The sequence below is a fragment of the Dactylosporangium sp. McL0621 genome, from assembly GCF_049995355.1.
Lineage (GTDB): Bacteria > Actinomycetota > Actinomycetes > Mycobacteriales > Micromonosporaceae > Dactylosporangium.
On sequence record NZ_CP188259.1, the window covers coordinates 8,428,749 to 8,444,753 of the forward strand.

Annotated in this window: 14 protein-coding genes; 5 read left to right on the forward strand and 9 right to left on the reverse strand. The window is 72.9% G+C overall.

The window, feature by feature from the left end; all coding sequences use genetic code 11:
• The first annotated feature begins 1 nt into the window (after window position 1).
• Both ACPPVO_RS39870 and ACPPVO_RS39875 read left to right on the forward strand, forming a co-directional pair.
• On the forward strand, window positions 2–982 hold the full coding sequence (locus ACPPVO_RS39870; protein WP_426503753.1) for an SDR family oxidoreductase: 981 nt from the start codon (window positions 2–4) through the stop codon (window positions 980–982).
• Window positions 979–1,551 (forward strand): DinB family protein, encoded by a 573-nt coding sequence (locus ACPPVO_RS39875; RefSeq protein ID WP_426503754.1) that lies wholly within the window; start codon window positions 979–981, stop codon window positions 1,549–1,551. The genes ACPPVO_RS39870 and ACPPVO_RS39875 overlap by 4 nt, the downstream gene beginning before the upstream one ends.
• Here the strand turns inward: ACPPVO_RS39875 and ACPPVO_RS39880 are convergent.
• From ACPPVO_RS39880 to ACPPVO_RS39890, 3 genes are read right to left on the reverse strand one after another with little or no spacing between them, the layout of a single operon-like run.
• Entirely contained in the window at window positions 1,548–2,144 is a 597-nt protein-coding gene (locus ACPPVO_RS39880) for a TetR/AcrR family transcriptional regulator (protein ID WP_426503755.1), read from the reverse strand. The genes ACPPVO_RS39875 and ACPPVO_RS39880 overlap by 4 nt on opposite strands.
• Window positions 2,145–2,157: 13 nt before the next feature.
• On the reverse strand, window positions 2,158–4,299 hold the full coding sequence (locus tag ACPPVO_RS39885; protein WP_426503756.1) for a YhgE/Pip family protein: 2,142 nt from the start codon (window positions 4,297–4,299) through the stop codon (window positions 2,158–2,160).
• A complete protein-coding gene (locus ACPPVO_RS39890; protein WP_426503757.1) occupies window positions 4,296–4,847 on the reverse strand; it encodes an ATP-binding cassette domain-containing protein in 552 nt (183 codons plus the stop codon). The genes ACPPVO_RS39885 and ACPPVO_RS39890 overlap by 4 nt, the downstream gene beginning before the upstream one ends.
• Before the next feature lie 101 nt (window positions 4,848–4,948).
• On the opposite strand from ACPPVO_RS39890, the gene ACPPVO_RS39895 reads away from it, so the two are divergent.
• Window positions 4,949–5,491: a Clp protease N-terminal domain-containing protein gene (locus ACPPVO_RS39895; RefSeq protein WP_426503758.1), complete on the forward strand. Its 543-nt coding sequence runs from the start codon at window positions 4,949–4,951 to the stop codon at window positions 5,489–5,491.
• Between the two features lie 221 nt (window positions 5,492–5,712).
• Here the strand turns inward: ACPPVO_RS39895 and ACPPVO_RS39900 are convergent, their stop codons facing one another.
• Both ACPPVO_RS39900 and ACPPVO_RS39905 read right to left on the reverse strand, forming a co-directional pair.
• On the reverse strand, window positions 5,713–5,988 hold the full coding sequence (locus tag ACPPVO_RS39900; protein ID WP_426503759.1) for a hypothetical protein: 276 nt from the start codon (window positions 5,986–5,988) through the stop codon (window positions 5,713–5,715).
• A gap of 228 nt (window positions 5,989–6,216) precedes the next feature.
• A complete protein-coding gene (locus ACPPVO_RS39905; protein ID WP_426503760.1) occupies window positions 6,217–7,101 on the reverse strand; it encodes a LysR family transcriptional regulator in 885 nt (294 codons plus the stop codon).
• A gap of 83 nt (window positions 7,102–7,184) precedes the next feature.
• Between ACPPVO_RS39905 and ACPPVO_RS39910 the strand changes: the two genes are divergently transcribed.
• The gene (locus ACPPVO_RS39910) at window positions 7,185–8,402 is read left to right on the forward strand and encodes an MFS transporter (RefSeq protein ID WP_426503761.1); all 1,218 of its coding nucleotides are present in this window, start codon (window positions 7,185–7,187) and stop codon (window positions 8,400–8,402) included.
• Between the two features lie 61 nt (window positions 8,403–8,463).
• On the opposite strand, the gene ACPPVO_RS39915 is transcribed toward ACPPVO_RS39910, so the two are convergent.
• Entirely contained in the window at window positions 8,464–9,063 is a 600-nt protein-coding gene (locus ACPPVO_RS39915) for a DUF305 domain-containing protein (protein ID WP_426503763.1), read from the reverse strand.
• A 544-nt stretch (window positions 9,064–9,607) separates the two neighbouring features.
• A complete protein-coding gene (locus tag ACPPVO_RS39920) occupies window positions 9,608–10,438 on the reverse strand; it encodes an aminoglycoside phosphotransferase family protein (protein ID WP_426503764.1) in 831 nt (276 codons plus the stop codon).
• A gap of 19 nt (window positions 10,439–10,457) precedes the next feature.
• Between ACPPVO_RS39920 and ACPPVO_RS39925 the strand changes: the two genes are divergently transcribed.
• Window positions 10,458–11,270: a phosphotransferase family protein gene (locus ACPPVO_RS39925; protein WP_426503765.1), complete on the forward strand. Its 813-nt coding sequence runs from the start codon at window positions 10,458–10,460 to the stop codon at window positions 11,268–11,270.
• On the opposite strand, the gene ACPPVO_RS39930 is transcribed toward ACPPVO_RS39925, so the two are convergent.
• The gene (locus ACPPVO_RS39930) at window positions 11,230–12,264 is read right to left on the reverse strand and encodes a LacI family DNA-binding transcriptional regulator (RefSeq protein ID WP_426503766.1); all 1,035 of its coding nucleotides are present in this window, start codon (window positions 12,262–12,264) and stop codon (window positions 11,230–11,232) included. The two genes, ACPPVO_RS39925 and ACPPVO_RS39930, sit on opposite strands and share 41 nt — an antisense overlap.
• A 157-nt stretch (window positions 12,265–12,421) precedes the next feature.
• Window positions 12,422–15,889, reverse strand: a complete 3,468-nt coding sequence (locus ACPPVO_RS39935) for a discoidin domain-containing protein (protein ID WP_426503767.1) — start codon at window positions 15,887–15,889, stop codon at window positions 12,422–12,424.
• Window positions 15,890–16,005 lie beyond the last annotated feature (116 nt).

Below are 16,005 nucleotides of genomic sequence, written 5' to 3' on the forward strand. Positions count from 1 at the left end.
CGTGAAGGTTCTTTTCATCGGTGGCAGCGGGATCATCAGCTCGGCGTGCTCGGCCCTGGCCGTGCAGCGCGGCATCGACCTGTACGTCCTCAACCGCGGCGAGTCCAGGCAGCGGCCCCTGCCCGAGCAGGCCACCCTGCTGCGGGCCGACATCCACGATCCGGCGGCCGTCCGCGAGGCGATCGCGGGACACTCCTTCGACTCCGTCGTGGACTGGGTGGCCTTCACGCCCGAGGACGTCCGCGCCGACATCGAGCTGTTCCGGGGCCGCACCGGGCAGTACGTGTTCATCAGCTCCGCCTCGGCCTACCAGACCCCGCCGGCGCGCCTGCCGGTCGTGGAGTCCTCGCCGCTGCGCAACCCCTTCTGGCAGTACAGCCGCGACAAGATCGCCTGCGAGGACCTGCTCGTGCAGGTGTACCGCGACAAGGGCTTCCCCGCGACGATCGTGCGCCCCTCGCACACGTACGACCGCACGCTCGTGCCGTTCGACGGCGGCTGGACGGTGCCGGCCCGGATGCGCGCCGGCAAGGAGATCGTGGTGCACGGCGACGGCACCTCGCTGTGGACCCTGACCCACCACGAGGACTTCGCGCGCGCGTTCGTGCCGCTGCTGGGCCACCCGCGCGCGGTCGGCGACACCTTCCAGATCACCAGCGACGACTACCTGACCTGGAACCAGATCGCCGAGCAGCTCGCCACCGCGCTCGGCACCACCGCCCGGATCGTGCATGTGCCCTCGGACGCGATCGCCGCGGCCGACCCGGAGTGGGGCGCCGGCCTGCTCGGCGACAAGGCCCACTCGATGGTCTTCGACAACGCCAAGGTCCGCGCGCTCGTGCCCGGCTACGTCGCCACGATCCCGTTCCACCAGGGCGCGCGCGAGATCGCCGCCTGGTTCGACGGGGACCCGGCCCGCCAGATCGTCGACGAGCGCCTCGACAAGGTGATGGACGACCTCGTGGGAAGGTTCCGGATTTGAGCAAGTCCGACCTGCAGATGTACCTGCAACGCGGCCGCGACAGCCTGCTGTGGAAACTCGAGGGCCTGGGCGAGTACGACATCCGCCGTCCGCTCGTCCCCACGGGCACCAGCCTGCTGGGGCTCGTCAAGCACGTGGCTTCGGTCGAGGCCGGGTACCTCGGCGCCACCTTCGGCCGCCCGTTCCCGGAGCCGCTGCCGTGGATGGACGAGGGCGCCGAGCACAACGCCGACATGTACGCGGCCGCCGACGAGTCCCGGGACTACCTCACCGGGCTGTACCGCCGGATCCAGGCCCACTCCGACGCCACCATCGCCGCGCTCGACCTCGACGCGCCCGGGCGGGTGCCGTGGTGGGATCCGGCGAACGCGGACGTGACGCTGCACCGGGTCCTGATCCACATGATCGCCGAGACGGACCGGCACTGCGGGCACGCCGACATCATCCGCGAGATCATCGACGGCGCGATCGGCTGGCGGCCCGACGCGAACAGCCTCGCCTTCGCCACGCCCGAGGAGTTCCAGGCCTTCCACGACAAGATCGAGCGGGCGGCCCGCGCGGCCTCCTAGATCCCGACCCGCGCCCGGATCACGGCCACCAGGGACTCCTGCACCGACTCCAGGCTGCGGTCGGGCTCGAACACCAGCCAGTCGACCGCGACGACCAGGCACACGCCGAACAGCGCGGCCGCGGCCATGCGCACGTCCAGGCCGGCGTCGAAGTACCCCTCCTCGACGCCCTGGCCCAGCACGCCGGCGATGACGCCCACGGCCTCGTCGCGCAGCAGGCGCAGGGTCTGGTGCCACTCGCGGTTGGTGCGCCACATCTCCGACAGCAGCAGCTGCGCGAACGAGCGGTGCCGCTGGATGTACGCCAGCTCCGCCCGGATCAGCCCGACGGCCTGCTCCGGCGGGGTCGCCGCGGCCGCCACGGCGGCGCGGAAGTCGGCGGTGAGCAGCCCGACGCCGTGGCGCAGCAGGGCCTCGAAGAGCGCGTTCTTGGACGGGAAGTTGTAGTACACGGTCCCCTTGGCGACCCCGGCCGCGACCGCGATGTCGTCGACCGTCGTGGCGGAGAAGCCGTGCTCGGCGATCAGCTCCATCGCGGCGTCGTACAGGCGCTGCTTGGTGTCGTCGCGGCGGCGGGTGCGACCGTCGGGCACGGCTCGGGACTCCCTACATGACCAGGTCGGGGTGCAGCTTCGCCGGGGTGAGCCGGCGCCCGCGCCACGCGGCCAGCGTGGTGAGGGCGAACGCGGCGGCGGCGAACCCGGCCAGGACGAGCGCGCCGGTGACCACGGTACCGCCCGGGCCGCCGTTGACCAGGTGCCGCAGCCCCGACACCACGTACGTCATCGGCAGGAACGGGTGGACCGCCTGCAGGAAGCCGGGCGTGGTCTCGATCGGGTACGTGCCGCCGGACGAGGTCAGCTGCAGCATCAGCACGGCGAGGGCCACGAGCCGCCCGGCCGGGCCGAGCCGGGCGCCGAACCACTGGATGAGCGCGGTGAACGCGACGGCGGTGAGGGCCAGGAAGGCGTACATGCCCAGCGGGTGCGCCGGGTGCAGGCCGAGCGCGAAGCGGACCACGAGGAACAGCGCGGTCGCCTGCACCACGCCGATGAGCAGCGCGGGCAGCCAGCCGGCCAGCGCCGCCCGCCACGGCCGGGCGCCGGAGACAAGGTGCCGGCGGGTCAGCGGGCGCAGCACCATGTAGCTGATCATCGCGCCGACCCACAGGGCCAGGCCGAGGAAGTACGGCGCGAACCCGGCCCCGTAGGTGCCCGCCGGGTGCTCGGTCTCGCGGTCGAGCGCGACCGGGTCGCCGAGCACGCCGGCCCGTGCGGCGCGGGTGTCCGGGTCGTACCCCGGGATCTTCCCGGCACCGTCGGCGAGCCCGTCGGCCAGGCGGCCGGCGCCGTCGCCGAGGTCGGCCAGGCCGGCCGCGAGCCGGTGGCCGCCGTCGGAGAGGGTGCCGAGGCCGTCGTCGAGCTGGCGGGCGCCGGTGGCGAGCCGGTACAGGCCGCCGCTGAGGTCCTTCGCCCCGATGACCGCCTGGCCGGTGCCGTCGTGCAGCCGGCCGGCGCCGGTCGCGAGCGCGTCGAGGCCGTCGGCGAGCCGGTCGACCTGGGCGCGGGCGGCGGCGACGTCGTCGGCGAGGTGCGGGGCGGCCCGGGCGACCTCGCGGGCCGTCTGGGCGACCGCGTTCATCTGCGTGCGCAGCTGGTCGAGGTCGCCGGTGTCGAGCCGGGTCTGCAGCTGCTGGGCGGCCTTCGCGGCGGCGTCGGCGGCCTGCAGCGCGGTCTGGTACTCGCTGCTGTCGCGCACCTGCGGGTACCGCTGCCCCAGCCGCTCCAGGTCGGCCTTCGTGGCCGCCGTCTGCTGCGCGGCGGTCTTCGCGAGGCCGGGCAGCGCGTCGAGGTGCTGCAGAATCAGGTCGGCCCCGTCGGCGATCGCGGTGGCCGCGTTCGCGATGAGCTCGGCGTTGTCGCGCAGCACCGGCCCGGCCCGGTCCGCCGCGGCGTCGACCTTCCCGGCGAGCAGGCGCCCGCCGGCCGCGGCCTGGGCGGTGCCGTCGGCGAGCTGGGCCGCCCCGGCGTCGAGGGCGACGAGGCCGTCGTAGAGCTGCTTCGACCCGGCCGTCGCCTGGGCCAGCCCGTCGTCGAGCTGCCCGGCGCCGCCGTGGGCCCGGTCGATGCCGGTGCTGAGCTGCCCGGCCCCGCCCTTCGCGTCGGCCGCCCCGCTGGCGAGCTGGGAGGCGCCGGCCGCGGCCTGCTGGGTCTGGCTCTTGAGGTCGGTGAAGCCGATGAGCATCCTGTCGAAGTACCCGCGCGCCGCCGTGCTCGACGCGCTCGCCCGTACCTCGGTGAACACGCTGCGGGACAGCTGCCCGGACAGGTAGTTGGTGGCGTCGTCGTTGACCACGGTGAGCTGTCCCCGGGTGGGATTGCGCTGCGGGTCGGGCGGCGTGACGAGCGAGGCCGAGAAGTCCGCGGGGATGGTGAAGACGAGCTGGTACCGGCCGTCCTCGAGCCCCTTGCGGGCCTGCTCGGCGGTCGCGGGCTGCCAGCCGAACACGTCGCGGTGCTGCAGCTCGGCGGCGAGGTCCCGGCCGGCGTTGAGCGTGCTGCCGTCGGCGGCCCGAGCGGGCCGGTCGGCGTCGACGATGGCGACCGGGATGTGGCGCATGTTGCCGTACGGGTCCCAGAACGCCCAGAGGTACAGCGCGCCGTACAGCAGCGGGATGAGGGCCAGCACGACCAGCGCCGCGATGGTGATCGGGGCGCGCAGGAACCGGCGCAGCTCGAACAGGTTCATGCCGCACGCTCCGTGACCACGACGGCCGGTCCGGACTCCCGCAACGCCAGCTCCACCACTTCTCGCTCCACTTCGGACAGTCCACTGTCGACGTCGTCGACGAGGATGATCCCGGGCTCGCCGACCCGGGCGAGCGCCAGGCACAGCAGGTGCGCCCCCTGGCGGTCGAGGTCGCGCCCGAGCGTCTGCGGCTGCAGCGGTACCCCCTGCAGGATTTCCAGCGCCTGCCGCCGCCGTTTCCGCAGGTTCCACGACGCCCGCCCGAGCAGCACGAGCCGCTCCTCGACGTGCTCGGCGACGGTGAGCCCGGGCTCGGGCTCGTTGACGCCGGCGACGAACCCGAGCGCGGGCTTGGCGAGCCGGCGCACGGTGCCCTCGGTCGTGCGGAAGTACCCGGCGAGCGCGAGCAGCAGCGAGGTGCGCCCACTGCCGCCGGCCCCGGCCAGGGTGACGAACTCCCCCGCGTCCACGGTCACGTCGACATCGCGGAACACCCACCCGCGCCGCGTGCGCGCCCCGAGCCCCTCGGCCACGAGTACCTCGGCCACAGCAACCTCCCCTGTTTGCACTGACTAGTCAGTCTAAAAACATTTGGGTGCCGTGGCGCTATTCCTTGCATCACTAACCCCAGAGGGGTTATATAGGGGGCATGGAAATTGAGGTGACGCTTCCCGACCATCTGGCGACGGCGCTGGACCGCATCGGCCTGCCGGTCTCCGCCCTGTGCGAACGCGCCCTGGAACAGGCCCTCCGCCGCGCCGAGACCCTGCGCGCCCTCCCGGGGGCGGACCTGCCGCACTACACCGAGCGGGCGAAGACCGCGCTGCGCCTGGCGTACGAGCACGCGACGACGACCGTGACCACCGCGGACCTCCTGCACGGCCTGCTGGAGGAGGGCACGAACCTGGCGGTGCGCCTGCTGCCGGTCCTGGGCGTCGACCCGGCCACCCTGACCGCGTCCCCGACAACGACGGAGAACACGGGCCCGGCCGCGGCCGCGCTGGAACTGGCCCACTCGGAGGCGACGGCCCTGGGCCACAACTACATCGGCGCCGAGCACATCCTGCTGGGCCTGCTGGCGGAGCCCTCGGGCATCGCGGGCGCGACACTGCGCGCTCGCGGCTTGACCTTGGACACGGCGCGGACGGCGGTGGTGGCGGCGCTGGCGGGCTTCACCCGTGCCCGCGGTTAGCGCGGCGCTGCTCTATCTGGCGCTGGTCCTGCCGATGCTGCTCGAGCTCGCGGACTGAGATCCCGACATGTCGGGCGCTCCGCGCCACGACATGCTCGGATTTATACCCTGACGCCGGTTATTTCGTGATCTCGACCGATCGAGCTCTCCGGCCGGGTGAGCACGTCACCGAGGACGAGAGCGATGGCCGGGGGCAGGCGCTGGGCGCCCAGCGATGCATCTCAAGAGATGCAGGTGGTGAGCGAGCGCAGGCTGCGGGGGCGGCGGCGCTCGTACACGGCGGTCACCGTCGCGATCGCCCAGCGCATGCGCGCCACGGCCATCTCCGGGTGGTCGCCGAACTCTCCGGCTACGCACGTGGCGCAGCCCCGGCTGCCGAACCGCGCGAAGGACTCGGCGATCGCCTTGCGCACCTCGACGGGCGCCGGCGACTCCGAGGACTGCACGCAGGAGACGAACAGCGCCTCGGCTCGCGCGGCCACCAACACGTCGGGCATTTCGCACCTCCCTGGAACGTTCATCCTGCTCAACACCGTACGAAGACGGTGCACCGGCCCACATCGGGGACGCACCCCGGCCCGTCCCCGACGACCGGCCCTGAGCCGACCCTGGAGATCCGCTGGGAGCTCGCACCCGGGGCCACTTACCAGTAGATCACCCAAAGTAGCCGAACGATCACGGAGGTCGCTTTTCCGACTCGCCGGTATCAGATCCACTGTGGACGGTCACGCGGTGCGGTACGCGTCCACCAGGTCGAGCAGGGCGCGGACCGCGGCGCTCGGGTGGCGGACCGAGGCCGTGGCGACCGCGAACGTCCAGCGCAGGTCGGTGTCGATCGGGCACACGCGCAGGCCCGGCTCCTCCGGCGCGGAGAAGCGCGGGACGAGGGCGACGCCGAGGCCCTCGCGGACGTACTGCCGCACGGTGGCGATGTCCGCGACCTCCAGCGCCACGCGGCGGCGCAGCCCGGCGGCGGCGAACCCGCGGTCGACCTCGGTGCGGTTGCCGTACCCGGGCGGCGAGTCGACGAACGGCTCGTCCGCGAGATCGGCGAGGGTCAGGCGGGCGCGGGCGGCGAGCGGATGAGCCGCCGGCAGTACCGCCACGATCGGCTCGGCGGCCAGGGTACGCACGGACAGGCCGGCCGGGGCGCGGCCCGGCAGCGACAGGAACGCGACGTCGAGCTCGCCGTCGAGGAGGCTGGCCGCGAGGCCCGCGGAGCCGGTCGGGGCGGCGCGCAGGCGCAGGTCGACGGCGGGGTGCTCGGTGCGGTACCGGCCCAGCAGGCCCGGCAGGTCGACGAAGCCGACGGAGATCAGGGTGCCGATGCGCAGGGTGCCGCGCAGGCCGCCGCGGACCTCGGCGACGGCGTCGCGGGCGGCCTGGGCGGCGTCGATGACGGCCCGGGCCTCGGGCAGCAGCGCGGCGCCCGCGTCGGTGAGGACCACCCGCTGCGAGCTGCGCTCGAACAGCCGGGCGCCGAGCTCCCGCTCCAGCGAGCGCACGGCGGCGGAGACCCCGGACTGCACGACGCGCAGGCGCTGGGCCGCGCGCGTGAAGTTGCGCTCCTCGGCGACTGTCACGAAGTACACCAGATGCCGCAGCTCCACGGAGAGCATCATCGCATTTCGTGATGGTCGTGAGCACGAAGATTCGTTGGCGGTGCTGCTCCCGGCGAGCGATGCTGCCATCCATGAGCACCGTCCTGACCCGCCCGGCGCCCGCGCCGGCCGATCGCCGCCGCCTCAGCCACGAGCACGGCTTCTGGGCGATCGCGTTCGCGTTCGCCGTCTCGCTGGCGTTCACCGTCGTCCCGACGCCGCTGTGGGCGCTGTACCAGCGGCACGACGGGTACTCGACGATCGCCGTGACGGTCGCGTTCGCCGCCTACGCGTTCGGGGTCATCGTCAGCCTCTTCCTCGCCGGGCACGTCTCGGACTGGCTGGGCCGCCGGCGGGTACTGCTGCCGGCCGTGCTCCTCGAGGTGGCCGCCGCGGTGCTGTTCCTCGCCTCGACGTCGTTCGGTGTGGTGATCGTCGCCCGGGTACTGTCCGGTCTCGGCATCGGCATGATCACCGCGACCGCGACCGCGCACCTTTCGGAGCTGCACGCCAAGGCCCGCCCCGACGCCGGCCGCGCCCGCGGCGACCTCGTGGCCACGGTGGCCAACCTCGGCGGCTTCGCGTTCGGCCCGATCGTGTCCGGGCTGCTCGCGCAGTACGTCGCGGCCCCGCTGCGCACTCCCTACCTGGTCTTCCTCGGTCTGCTGCTCGTCGCCGCGCTGGCCGTCTTCCTGGTGCCGGAGACGGTCACGGTGTCGTCGCGGCGGTACCGTCCGCAGCGCGCCGGCGTTCCCGCCGCCGCCCGGCCCCGCTACTTCGCCGCCGCGACCGGGGCGTTCGCCTCGCTGTCGGTCCTGGGCCTGTTCACGTCGCTGGCCCCCGCGTTCGTGGCCGGCACCCTGCACCACCCGTCCCGTGCCCTGGCCGGGGCCGTCGCGTCCCTGGTCTTCGGCTCCGGCGCCGTGGCCCAGCTCCTGCTGCGCCGGCGCTCGATCCGCGGCCAGCTCGCGACCGGGCTGACCCTGATCGTCCTGGGCCTGGCCACGGTGACGGCCGCGGTCTGGGCCGAGTCCCTGCCGGCCTTCCTGATCGGCGGCGTCCTGTCCGGCGCGGGCGCGGGCGCGCTGCTCAAGGGGACGATCTCGACGGTGGTCGACCTGGCGCCGCCGGCGATCCGCGGGGAGGCGCTCGCGGGCCTGTTCCTCGGCGGGTACCTGGGCCTGGCCGTGCCGGTGCTGGGCCTGGGCGTGCTGACGCAGCTCGTGAGCGCGCCCGTTGCTCTGCTCGGGTTCGCCGCGGCGATCGCCGCGCTGGTGGCCGTGGTGAGCCGCCCTCTGCTGCGGCCGTGACGCTTCGGGGGCCGGATGTGCCGGGCGTCGGCCCGGCATATCCGCCTTTTCGGTTATGCGGCTATTTCGGTAGGCGGGCGCTGGCGTCGCCCCGGGTCTGGGCCACCGACTGGGCGATCGTCTTGACCGTCGGGCTGATGCCGTTGGCGAGCTCCGAGGTGGCGAGGTTCTTGAGCTGGTCGAGGTGCTCGCGGAGGGTGGCGACGGCCTGCCGCTCGAACTCGGGCCCGGTCCCGGCCCGCAGCGTGGCGAGACGGTCGGCGTCGACGAGGCCCGGCATCTTGTGACCCTTGTGCGGGTTGTCCTTGGGCAGGCCCGCCTGGTCGGAGAGCGTGCGTAGGCGTGGGAGCTCCTGGTCGTACACCCCGTGCAGCTCCCCCGCCAAGGCGACCAGCTGCTGGTCGGCGGCCTTGGTGCGCACCAGGTCCAGGACCGGCAGCAGCTGCTCGTCCAGGGGGATCATGATCTCGACCCAGGCCAGGTCGGTGCCGCCGAACTCGGACGGCGCCGCGGCCGCGACCTGTGGCGGCGTCGGCGGCGGTTTGGGCTCGGCCCCGCATCCGGCGGCCAGGGCGAGCACCGTGAGGAGCCCGGCGAGCAGCGGGACCCCGGTGCGGGTCCGGGTGTTTGCGGGCGGCCGTGGCGGCGGTCGGCGGCGCATGGTTCGGGCGACCTCCTTGTCGAGGCGCGGCGGCGGTGCTCCGGCCCGGATGGCGGTTGCGGCCGGAACCCTGAGGCGTGGTCCGATCCCGCGGCTGCGGCGTTCCCGGGCGCCCAGAGCCCGAGCCGGAACGCCGCAACCGCAAGGTCGGCGCGGGCGCGGCGTGGTGCCGCTCCCGGTGGCGGGGACCCCAACCCGGTCACCGCCACGACGGTTGTACGGATCGCCCGGCACCCGACCGGGCAACGTCTCCCGGCCGGTGCGCGTGGGCGTTCCCGTTCGGGAGCGCCGCGGACGCTCGGGCAGCCCCCGCCTGGATGACCGACCCGAACGACCGAGCTCGTACGCACTTGCGCCGGGCGACCCAGTCAGCCCCCGTCGAGCCCGCTGACCCGCTGCACTGACCGCCCCGGAAGCACGCTCCGCCGGCACCCGATCCTTGGAGAGCGCTCTCCGTTGCACCAAGTCTTGCCGCTCGCGCAGGCGGTGTCAACAGGGCAAAGGCTCCTGGGTCGCAATCATGGGAGAGCGCTCTCCCGCGACCTTATCCGAGGCGCACCTCGCGTAAGGTGTGGGCCGCCATCTCGTGCATTTGCGGCGTTCCCGATGCATCGGCCGCCACCGCCGATGCGATGGTCAAGGCCCACCCCCGGCCCCGCTGCCAGGTGTCCTCGTCCATGTTCGGCAGGGCCGCGCGGAAGCGGGTCCGGCCGGGGGCGTCGAAGACCATCCACGCCGCGGTCAGGTCAGTTGCCGGGTCGCCGGCGGTGATGTCGCCGAAGTCCAGGACCGCGGACAGGGTGCCGCCGGTGCTGAGCAGGTTCGCGGGGTGCAGGTCGCCGTGGAGCCACAGAGGTGGGCCGGGCCAGTGCGGTACCGCGGCCAAATCGTTCCACAGTGGACGTAGGTGCGGTGGGATTCGGGTCGCAGGGCGGGTGGACAAGGGAACTCCGCGGACCGGGTTCGCCGGGGCGTCCGGCGGGGCGGGCACGTGCAGGGCCGTCAGGAACCCGGCCAACTGTTCGGCGAAGGAAGCGCGCGGCGCTACCGGGGTCTCGGCGACCACGGTGCCGGGCAGCCAGGGGGTGATGCTCCACGGCCACGGGTAGTACGGCGTCGGGCGGCCCGCGCGCACCGGGGCCGGGATCGGCAGGGGCAGGGCCGGGGCGAGGTGGGCCAGCCAGCGCTGCTCGTTCAGGACCAGCGCGGCGGCGACCCGGCGGCGGGGTACGCGCACGGCGTACCGGGCTCCGAGCCGGTAGATGGCGTTGTCCCAGCCCATCGCGGCCGGCTCCAGCGGGCCCTCGAGGTCCGGGTGCTGGTCCCGCACGAGCCTGTGCACCAGCGCGTCGTCCACGGCGATGTCGGCGTCCACCCCGGTAGCATGCCCGAGCGTGGAGCACGACGTGCGCGGCGTGGTGCGCCGCAACCTGCCGCAGGCCGAGGCGGCCCGGGTCGAGGCGCTGGGCCGGGGGCTGGACAACACCGCGTACCTGGTCGACGGGGTCTGGGTGGTCCGGTTCCCCGCCGACCCGGACGCGCTCGACGTCGCCCGGGAGGCCCGGCTGCTGCGCGAGGTCGCCGCGGTCCTGGACGGCATCGTGGCCGTGCCCGAGCCGGCCTTCGCGGCCGAGGGCGCTCTCGGTTACCGGTTGCTTCCGGGGGTACCGCTGATGCTGCTCCCGCCCCAGGATCTCGGGGACATCCCGGCGACCCTCGGGGCGGCGCTCCGAGCCTTGCACGCGCAGCCGGTGGAGCGGTTCGAGGTGGGCCGCGACGCCGACCCACCGGCGCGATGGCTGGAGGAGGCGCGTGAGCTCGCGGCGGGTCTGGAGCTTCCCGAGGCCGCGTGGTTCCTGGAGCAGGAGCCGCCGCCGCCCGGGCGGGAGACCGTGTTCTCCCACAACGACCTCGGCGCCGAGCACGTGCTCGTCGACCCGCGGACGCGTACCGTCACCGGGCTGATCGACTGGAGCGACGCGGCCATCTGTGACCCCGCCTACGACTACGGGCTGCTGCTGCGCGACCTCGGGCCGGCCGCCCCGCCCGCGCCGGCCGGGCTGGGCGAGCGCGCCCTGTTCTACGCGCGCTGCGGGCTGATCGAGGACCTCGCGTACGGCGAGCCGGCGTACGTGGCGAAGAGCCGCCGCCAGGCCGCGTGGCTGTTCACGCCGAGTGGCGCACGACCAGCTTCGGGTCGAAGATGACCGACTCGACGCGCAGGTCGGGGTCGTCGATGCGGGCCAGCACCAGGCGGGTCGTCTCGGCCGCCATGTCCTCGAGCGGGTGGCGGACCGTGGTCAGCTGCGGCCGCGCGTCCAGGGCGGCGCTGCTGTCGTCGAAGCCGATGACCGCCACGTCCTCCGGCACCCGCCGGTCGAGGCTGCGCAGGGCCATGAGCGCGCCCTGCGCCATGAGGTCGTTGGCGACGAAGACGCCGTCGAGGGCCGGGTGCTCCTTCATCAGCGAGAGCAGCGCCGACTCGCCGGACTCGTAGGTGAAGCCGCCCTCGACCGTCGGGAACCAGGCGTGGCCGTGGCGGGCGAGGGCCTGGCGGAAGCCGGTCAGGCGGTCCTGCGAGGCGGGCACGTGGGCCGGGCCGGTGATCATGCCGAGCCTTGTGCACCCGCGGCCGAGGAGGTGCTCGGCGGCGAGGGCGCCGCCGGCGTCGTTGGCGAGGTCGACGTACGAGATCGGCACCGGCTGGGCGGGACGCCCGACGAGCGCGGCCGCGATGCCGGCGTCGCACAGCTGCTGGGGCAGGGTGTCGTCCGGGTGCAGGCTCAGGACCACGGCGCCGTCGGCCTGGCCCTGGCCGAGGTCGCCGACGAGGCGGGTGCGGGCCTCCTCGTTGCCGACGATCTGCAGGGCCAGCTGGATGCCCTTGGGCCGCAGCACGCTCATCACGCCGCCGACGATGCGGCCGAAGAACGGGTCGGCGAAGAACCGGCGCATGAACGGGTCGTCGTCGTGGGCGACGGCGTCGGAGACGACCAGGGCGACCGTGCCGCTGCGGCGGGTCACGAGCGAGCGGGCGGCCCGGTTCGGCACGTAGCCGGTGGCGTCGACGGCCTGCCACACGATCTCGTGCAGCTTCGGGTCGACGTTGCGCACGCCGTTGATGACCCGCGAGACGGTGGCCCGCGATACACCCGCCGCCTCCGCCACATCCTCAAGAGTCGGTCGCCGTTTCTCGCTCACGCCACCTCCGCTTCGCTCCGGCGGCGCGAGCCAAGACCTGTGCCTCTGGTGAGCGGCCTCTCCGCTCCGCTCCGAACCGCTCACGCGCTTTTATAGCACGAAGCCGGAAAGCGCTCTCCAGGCAATAAGCCCAGAGAGCGCTTTCAGCGCAATTCACTTACCGGTAGACACCGAACTCCCAGAGCGAGTACCCGTAGGCGGTCGCCCTGACCTGGCCGTTGATCCGCACGTACCGCGCATTGCCGTTGACGTTGACGTCGTCGAACCCGCCGTCGCCGGCCGCGGTCGAGTAGATCGTCGTCCAGTTGGCGTTGTCGTCGGACGTCTGGATCTGGTACGTCTTCGCGTACGCGTCCTCCCAGGCCAGGAAGACCTTGTTGAAGGTCTGCTTGGAGCCGAGGTCGACGGTGATCGACGCGGTGTCGACCCACTCGCTGGCCCAGCGGGTGCCGTAGTTGCCGTCCACCGCGTAGGAGGGCAGCTGCGGGCCGTTGGTGCCGGTCGGCTGGTAGCTCGAGGCCGTGGCCGTCTTGTTCAGCGCGATGTTCGTGCCCGGGATGCTGGGCGCGACCACCTTGAACGAGCGGGTCTCGATGCCGACGTTGCCCTGGCCGTCGAAGGCGTACACGTAGATCTTCCAGACGCCCAGCTTCTCCGGCGCGGTGACCGTGAACGTGGAACCGTTCTGCGTGAAGTTCACGTTCCGGAAGCCGGTGCCGCCGGTGATGTACTTGTCGCTGGCCATCAGGTTGTAGCGGATGGTGTCGCCGTTGGGGTCGCTCGCGGCCACGTTGACCGTGAACTGCCCGCCCGCCGGCACCGCCGTCTGGTTCGACACCGTCATCGCGGTGATCTGCGGCGCGGTGTTGGCCAGCGGGGAGCCCGAGTACGCCTGCTTCAGCGCCCCGTACCCGAGCCGGCGCCAGCCGCCGGGGTACGTGTTGAGCCACACGCCGCCGAAGTCGTTCTCCAGGCCGTAGTGGAACTCGGTCACGCCGAGGGCCACGCCGGGGTGCGACTTGATGGCGTTCCAGCTGGCCGTGTACCCGTCGCGCTTCTGCAGGTCGGTCGGCTCGTTCGGCACCCCGTTGACGTCGTTGGGCACCTCCCACTCGCCGGACGGTCCGCCCTCGGTGACGATGTACGGCTTGGTGTACCCGCCGTTGATCCAGTCCTGCTTCACGTTGCCGATCGCCCCGTAGGAGTTCACCGCCAGCAGGTCCAGGTGCGGCGCGTTCGCCTTGTAGTACGGCCAGGCCCCGGTGTACGCGTCGGTCGAGGTGACCGGGTGGTTCGGGTCGGCCGCGTGGATGGCCACGGCGAGCTCGTCGACGAACTTGGCGTACGCCACCCGCCGCGCCTCGACGTCGGCCGCGGACAGCCCGTGGTCCTGCATGGTCAGGATGACCTCGTTGCCGACGTCCCACATGAGCACGCCCGGGTTGTTCTTCAGTGCGTTGACCCGGTTGACGACCTCGGTCTTCGTGGCGTTCTTGTACGCGGTGTCGTTGACGTAGTCGGCGCCCTGGTTGAGCCAGTGCCCGACGACGACCTTGATGCCCTGCTGGGCGGCCCGGTTGAGCAGCTCCGGGGTGTTCGCGTCGTCCACGCCCCAGGTGCGGACCGTGTTGACGCCCATGTTGTGCAGGTCGCGCATGTACCCGTCGGCGGCGCCCTGCGGCGGGCCGTACGTGAGGCCCTTGACCTCCCACGGCTGGCCGTTGACCTGCAGCTGCCAGTTGCCCTGGCTGCCGGTCACCTTCACCACGCTGGGGCCGGCCGGCGTGGCCGGGTCGGTCATCGCGGCCGGCGCGGTGCCGGTCGCCTTGGCCACCGTCACCGAGTCGACGGACAGGACGCCGCCGGAGGTGGTGTTCGGCGTCGGGGTGGTGAAGCCCGCGACGGCGTTGGGCAGCGAGCCGCCGACGGACAGGTCGAAGCGCAGGTAGAAGCCGTGGTGCACGGCGTTGTTCCAGGCCGTCACGCCGACCTGGCTCTCCCGCACGACCCAGGACTGCTTGCCGTCGAGGTAGAAGCGGATCTCCTCGTCGGTCTTCGTCCGGTCGATGACCTGGGTGTACTCGTGGTAGCCGGTCTGGCAGCCGGTGCAGCTGGCCAGGCCCGAGGTGCGGCCGTTGTACTCGCCGCACACGCCGTCGGGCGCGGTGCCGCAGTGCAGGGTCTGCGACAGCTGGCTGCGGCCGTTGACGTCGGTCATGATGTCGGTCTCGCCGACGCCCGGCCAGTTGTTGTAGTTGCCGCGGTACGCCGCGCCGGTCGCCCGGAACCCGGGCCAGTAGCCGGCCGCGTTGGCCACGTCGGGCTGCTTGACGAGCGCGGTGAACTTCACCTGCTCGCCCGGGGCGGCCTGGAAGTCGGTGCGCTGGGTCTCCAGGCGGCCGGAGGTCCAGTTGCCCGCCCCGTCGCGGATCGCCTTGACGTTGAGCTTGCCGGCGCCGTCGAGGTACACGTTGGCCGTGCTGGTGCTGGCCGTCTCGACCTCACCGGTGCCCCAGTTGGCGGCGCCGCCCGGGAACTGCGTGCCGGAGCGCAGCAGCCAGTTGGCCGCCGACGGGGAGGTGTTCGCCGCGCCGTCGAAGGTGTCCTGCCAGACCGTGGTCCAGCCGGGATCCGGCGTCGGCGACGTCGACGGGGTGACCGACGGGGTCGGCGAGGTCGTGGTGGTACCGCCGCCGGCGTAGACCTTGAACTCCCACAGCGAGTACCCGTAGCCGCCGGGGCGGGCGGTGCCGTACATGCGCACGTAGCGCCCGGAGCCGCTGACCGGGATGGTCTGCGTGCCGCCGGTGCCGGTGCTGGTGCTGTAGACGTCGGTCCAGGCGGTGCCGTTGGCCGAGGTCTGGATCTGGAAGGCCTTGCCGTAGGCGGCCTCCCACTGCAGGACGACCTGGCAGATCGACTGGGTCGCGCCCAGGTCCACCTGGATCCACTGCGGGTCGCTGAACGTGCTGCTCCAGCGGGTGCCGGCGTCGCCGTCGACGGCGTACTGCGGCCCGTTGCCGGCGCCCTCCGAGGACGAGGCCGTGGCCGTCTTGCCCTGGGCCACGTTCGTCGCGGTGTCGCAGGCGCCGCCGGTCGGGTTCGTGCCGCCGATGGTGCCGTAGACCTGGAACTCGTACAGCGAGTAGCCGTAGCCGGAGCCGCGGACCGTGCCGTACATGCGCACGTAGCGGCCGGTGCCGGTGACGTCGAGGGTCTGCTGGCCGCCGGCGCCGGTGGTGGTGCTGTAGATGTTCGTCCAGTTCTGGTCGTCGGCCGAGGTCTGGATCTGGAAGGCCTTGCCGTAGGCGCCCTCCCAGCTCAGCTTGATCTGGCTGATCGACGCGGTGCCACCCAGGTCGATGCGGACCCACTGCGGGTCGCTCCACTGGCTGCCCCAGCGCGTCCCCGCGTTGCCGTCGTTGACGAAGCTGGGCGCCACGTCGTCGGACTGGGTCGACGAGGCCGTGACGGGCTTGCCTTGCGAGATCAGGCCGTCGGCGGCGCGCGCGAACGGCGCGACCACGACGGCGACGGCGGCGACGACGGCGAGCACCAGGGCTATGCGCCATCGCGAGGTGAGCAGGCTCCGCCAGGGGCGGGCGGACGTGTGCGCCGGATGCACGAGGGGCTCCTTGCGGGGTGTGTGGAGGCGCCGTGGCGGTTTGGAGAGCGCTCTCCGATTGCTCGAAGTGTTGTCCCGCCGTTTCCGTCGTGTCAAGGGCTCGCGCCGCCGGACCT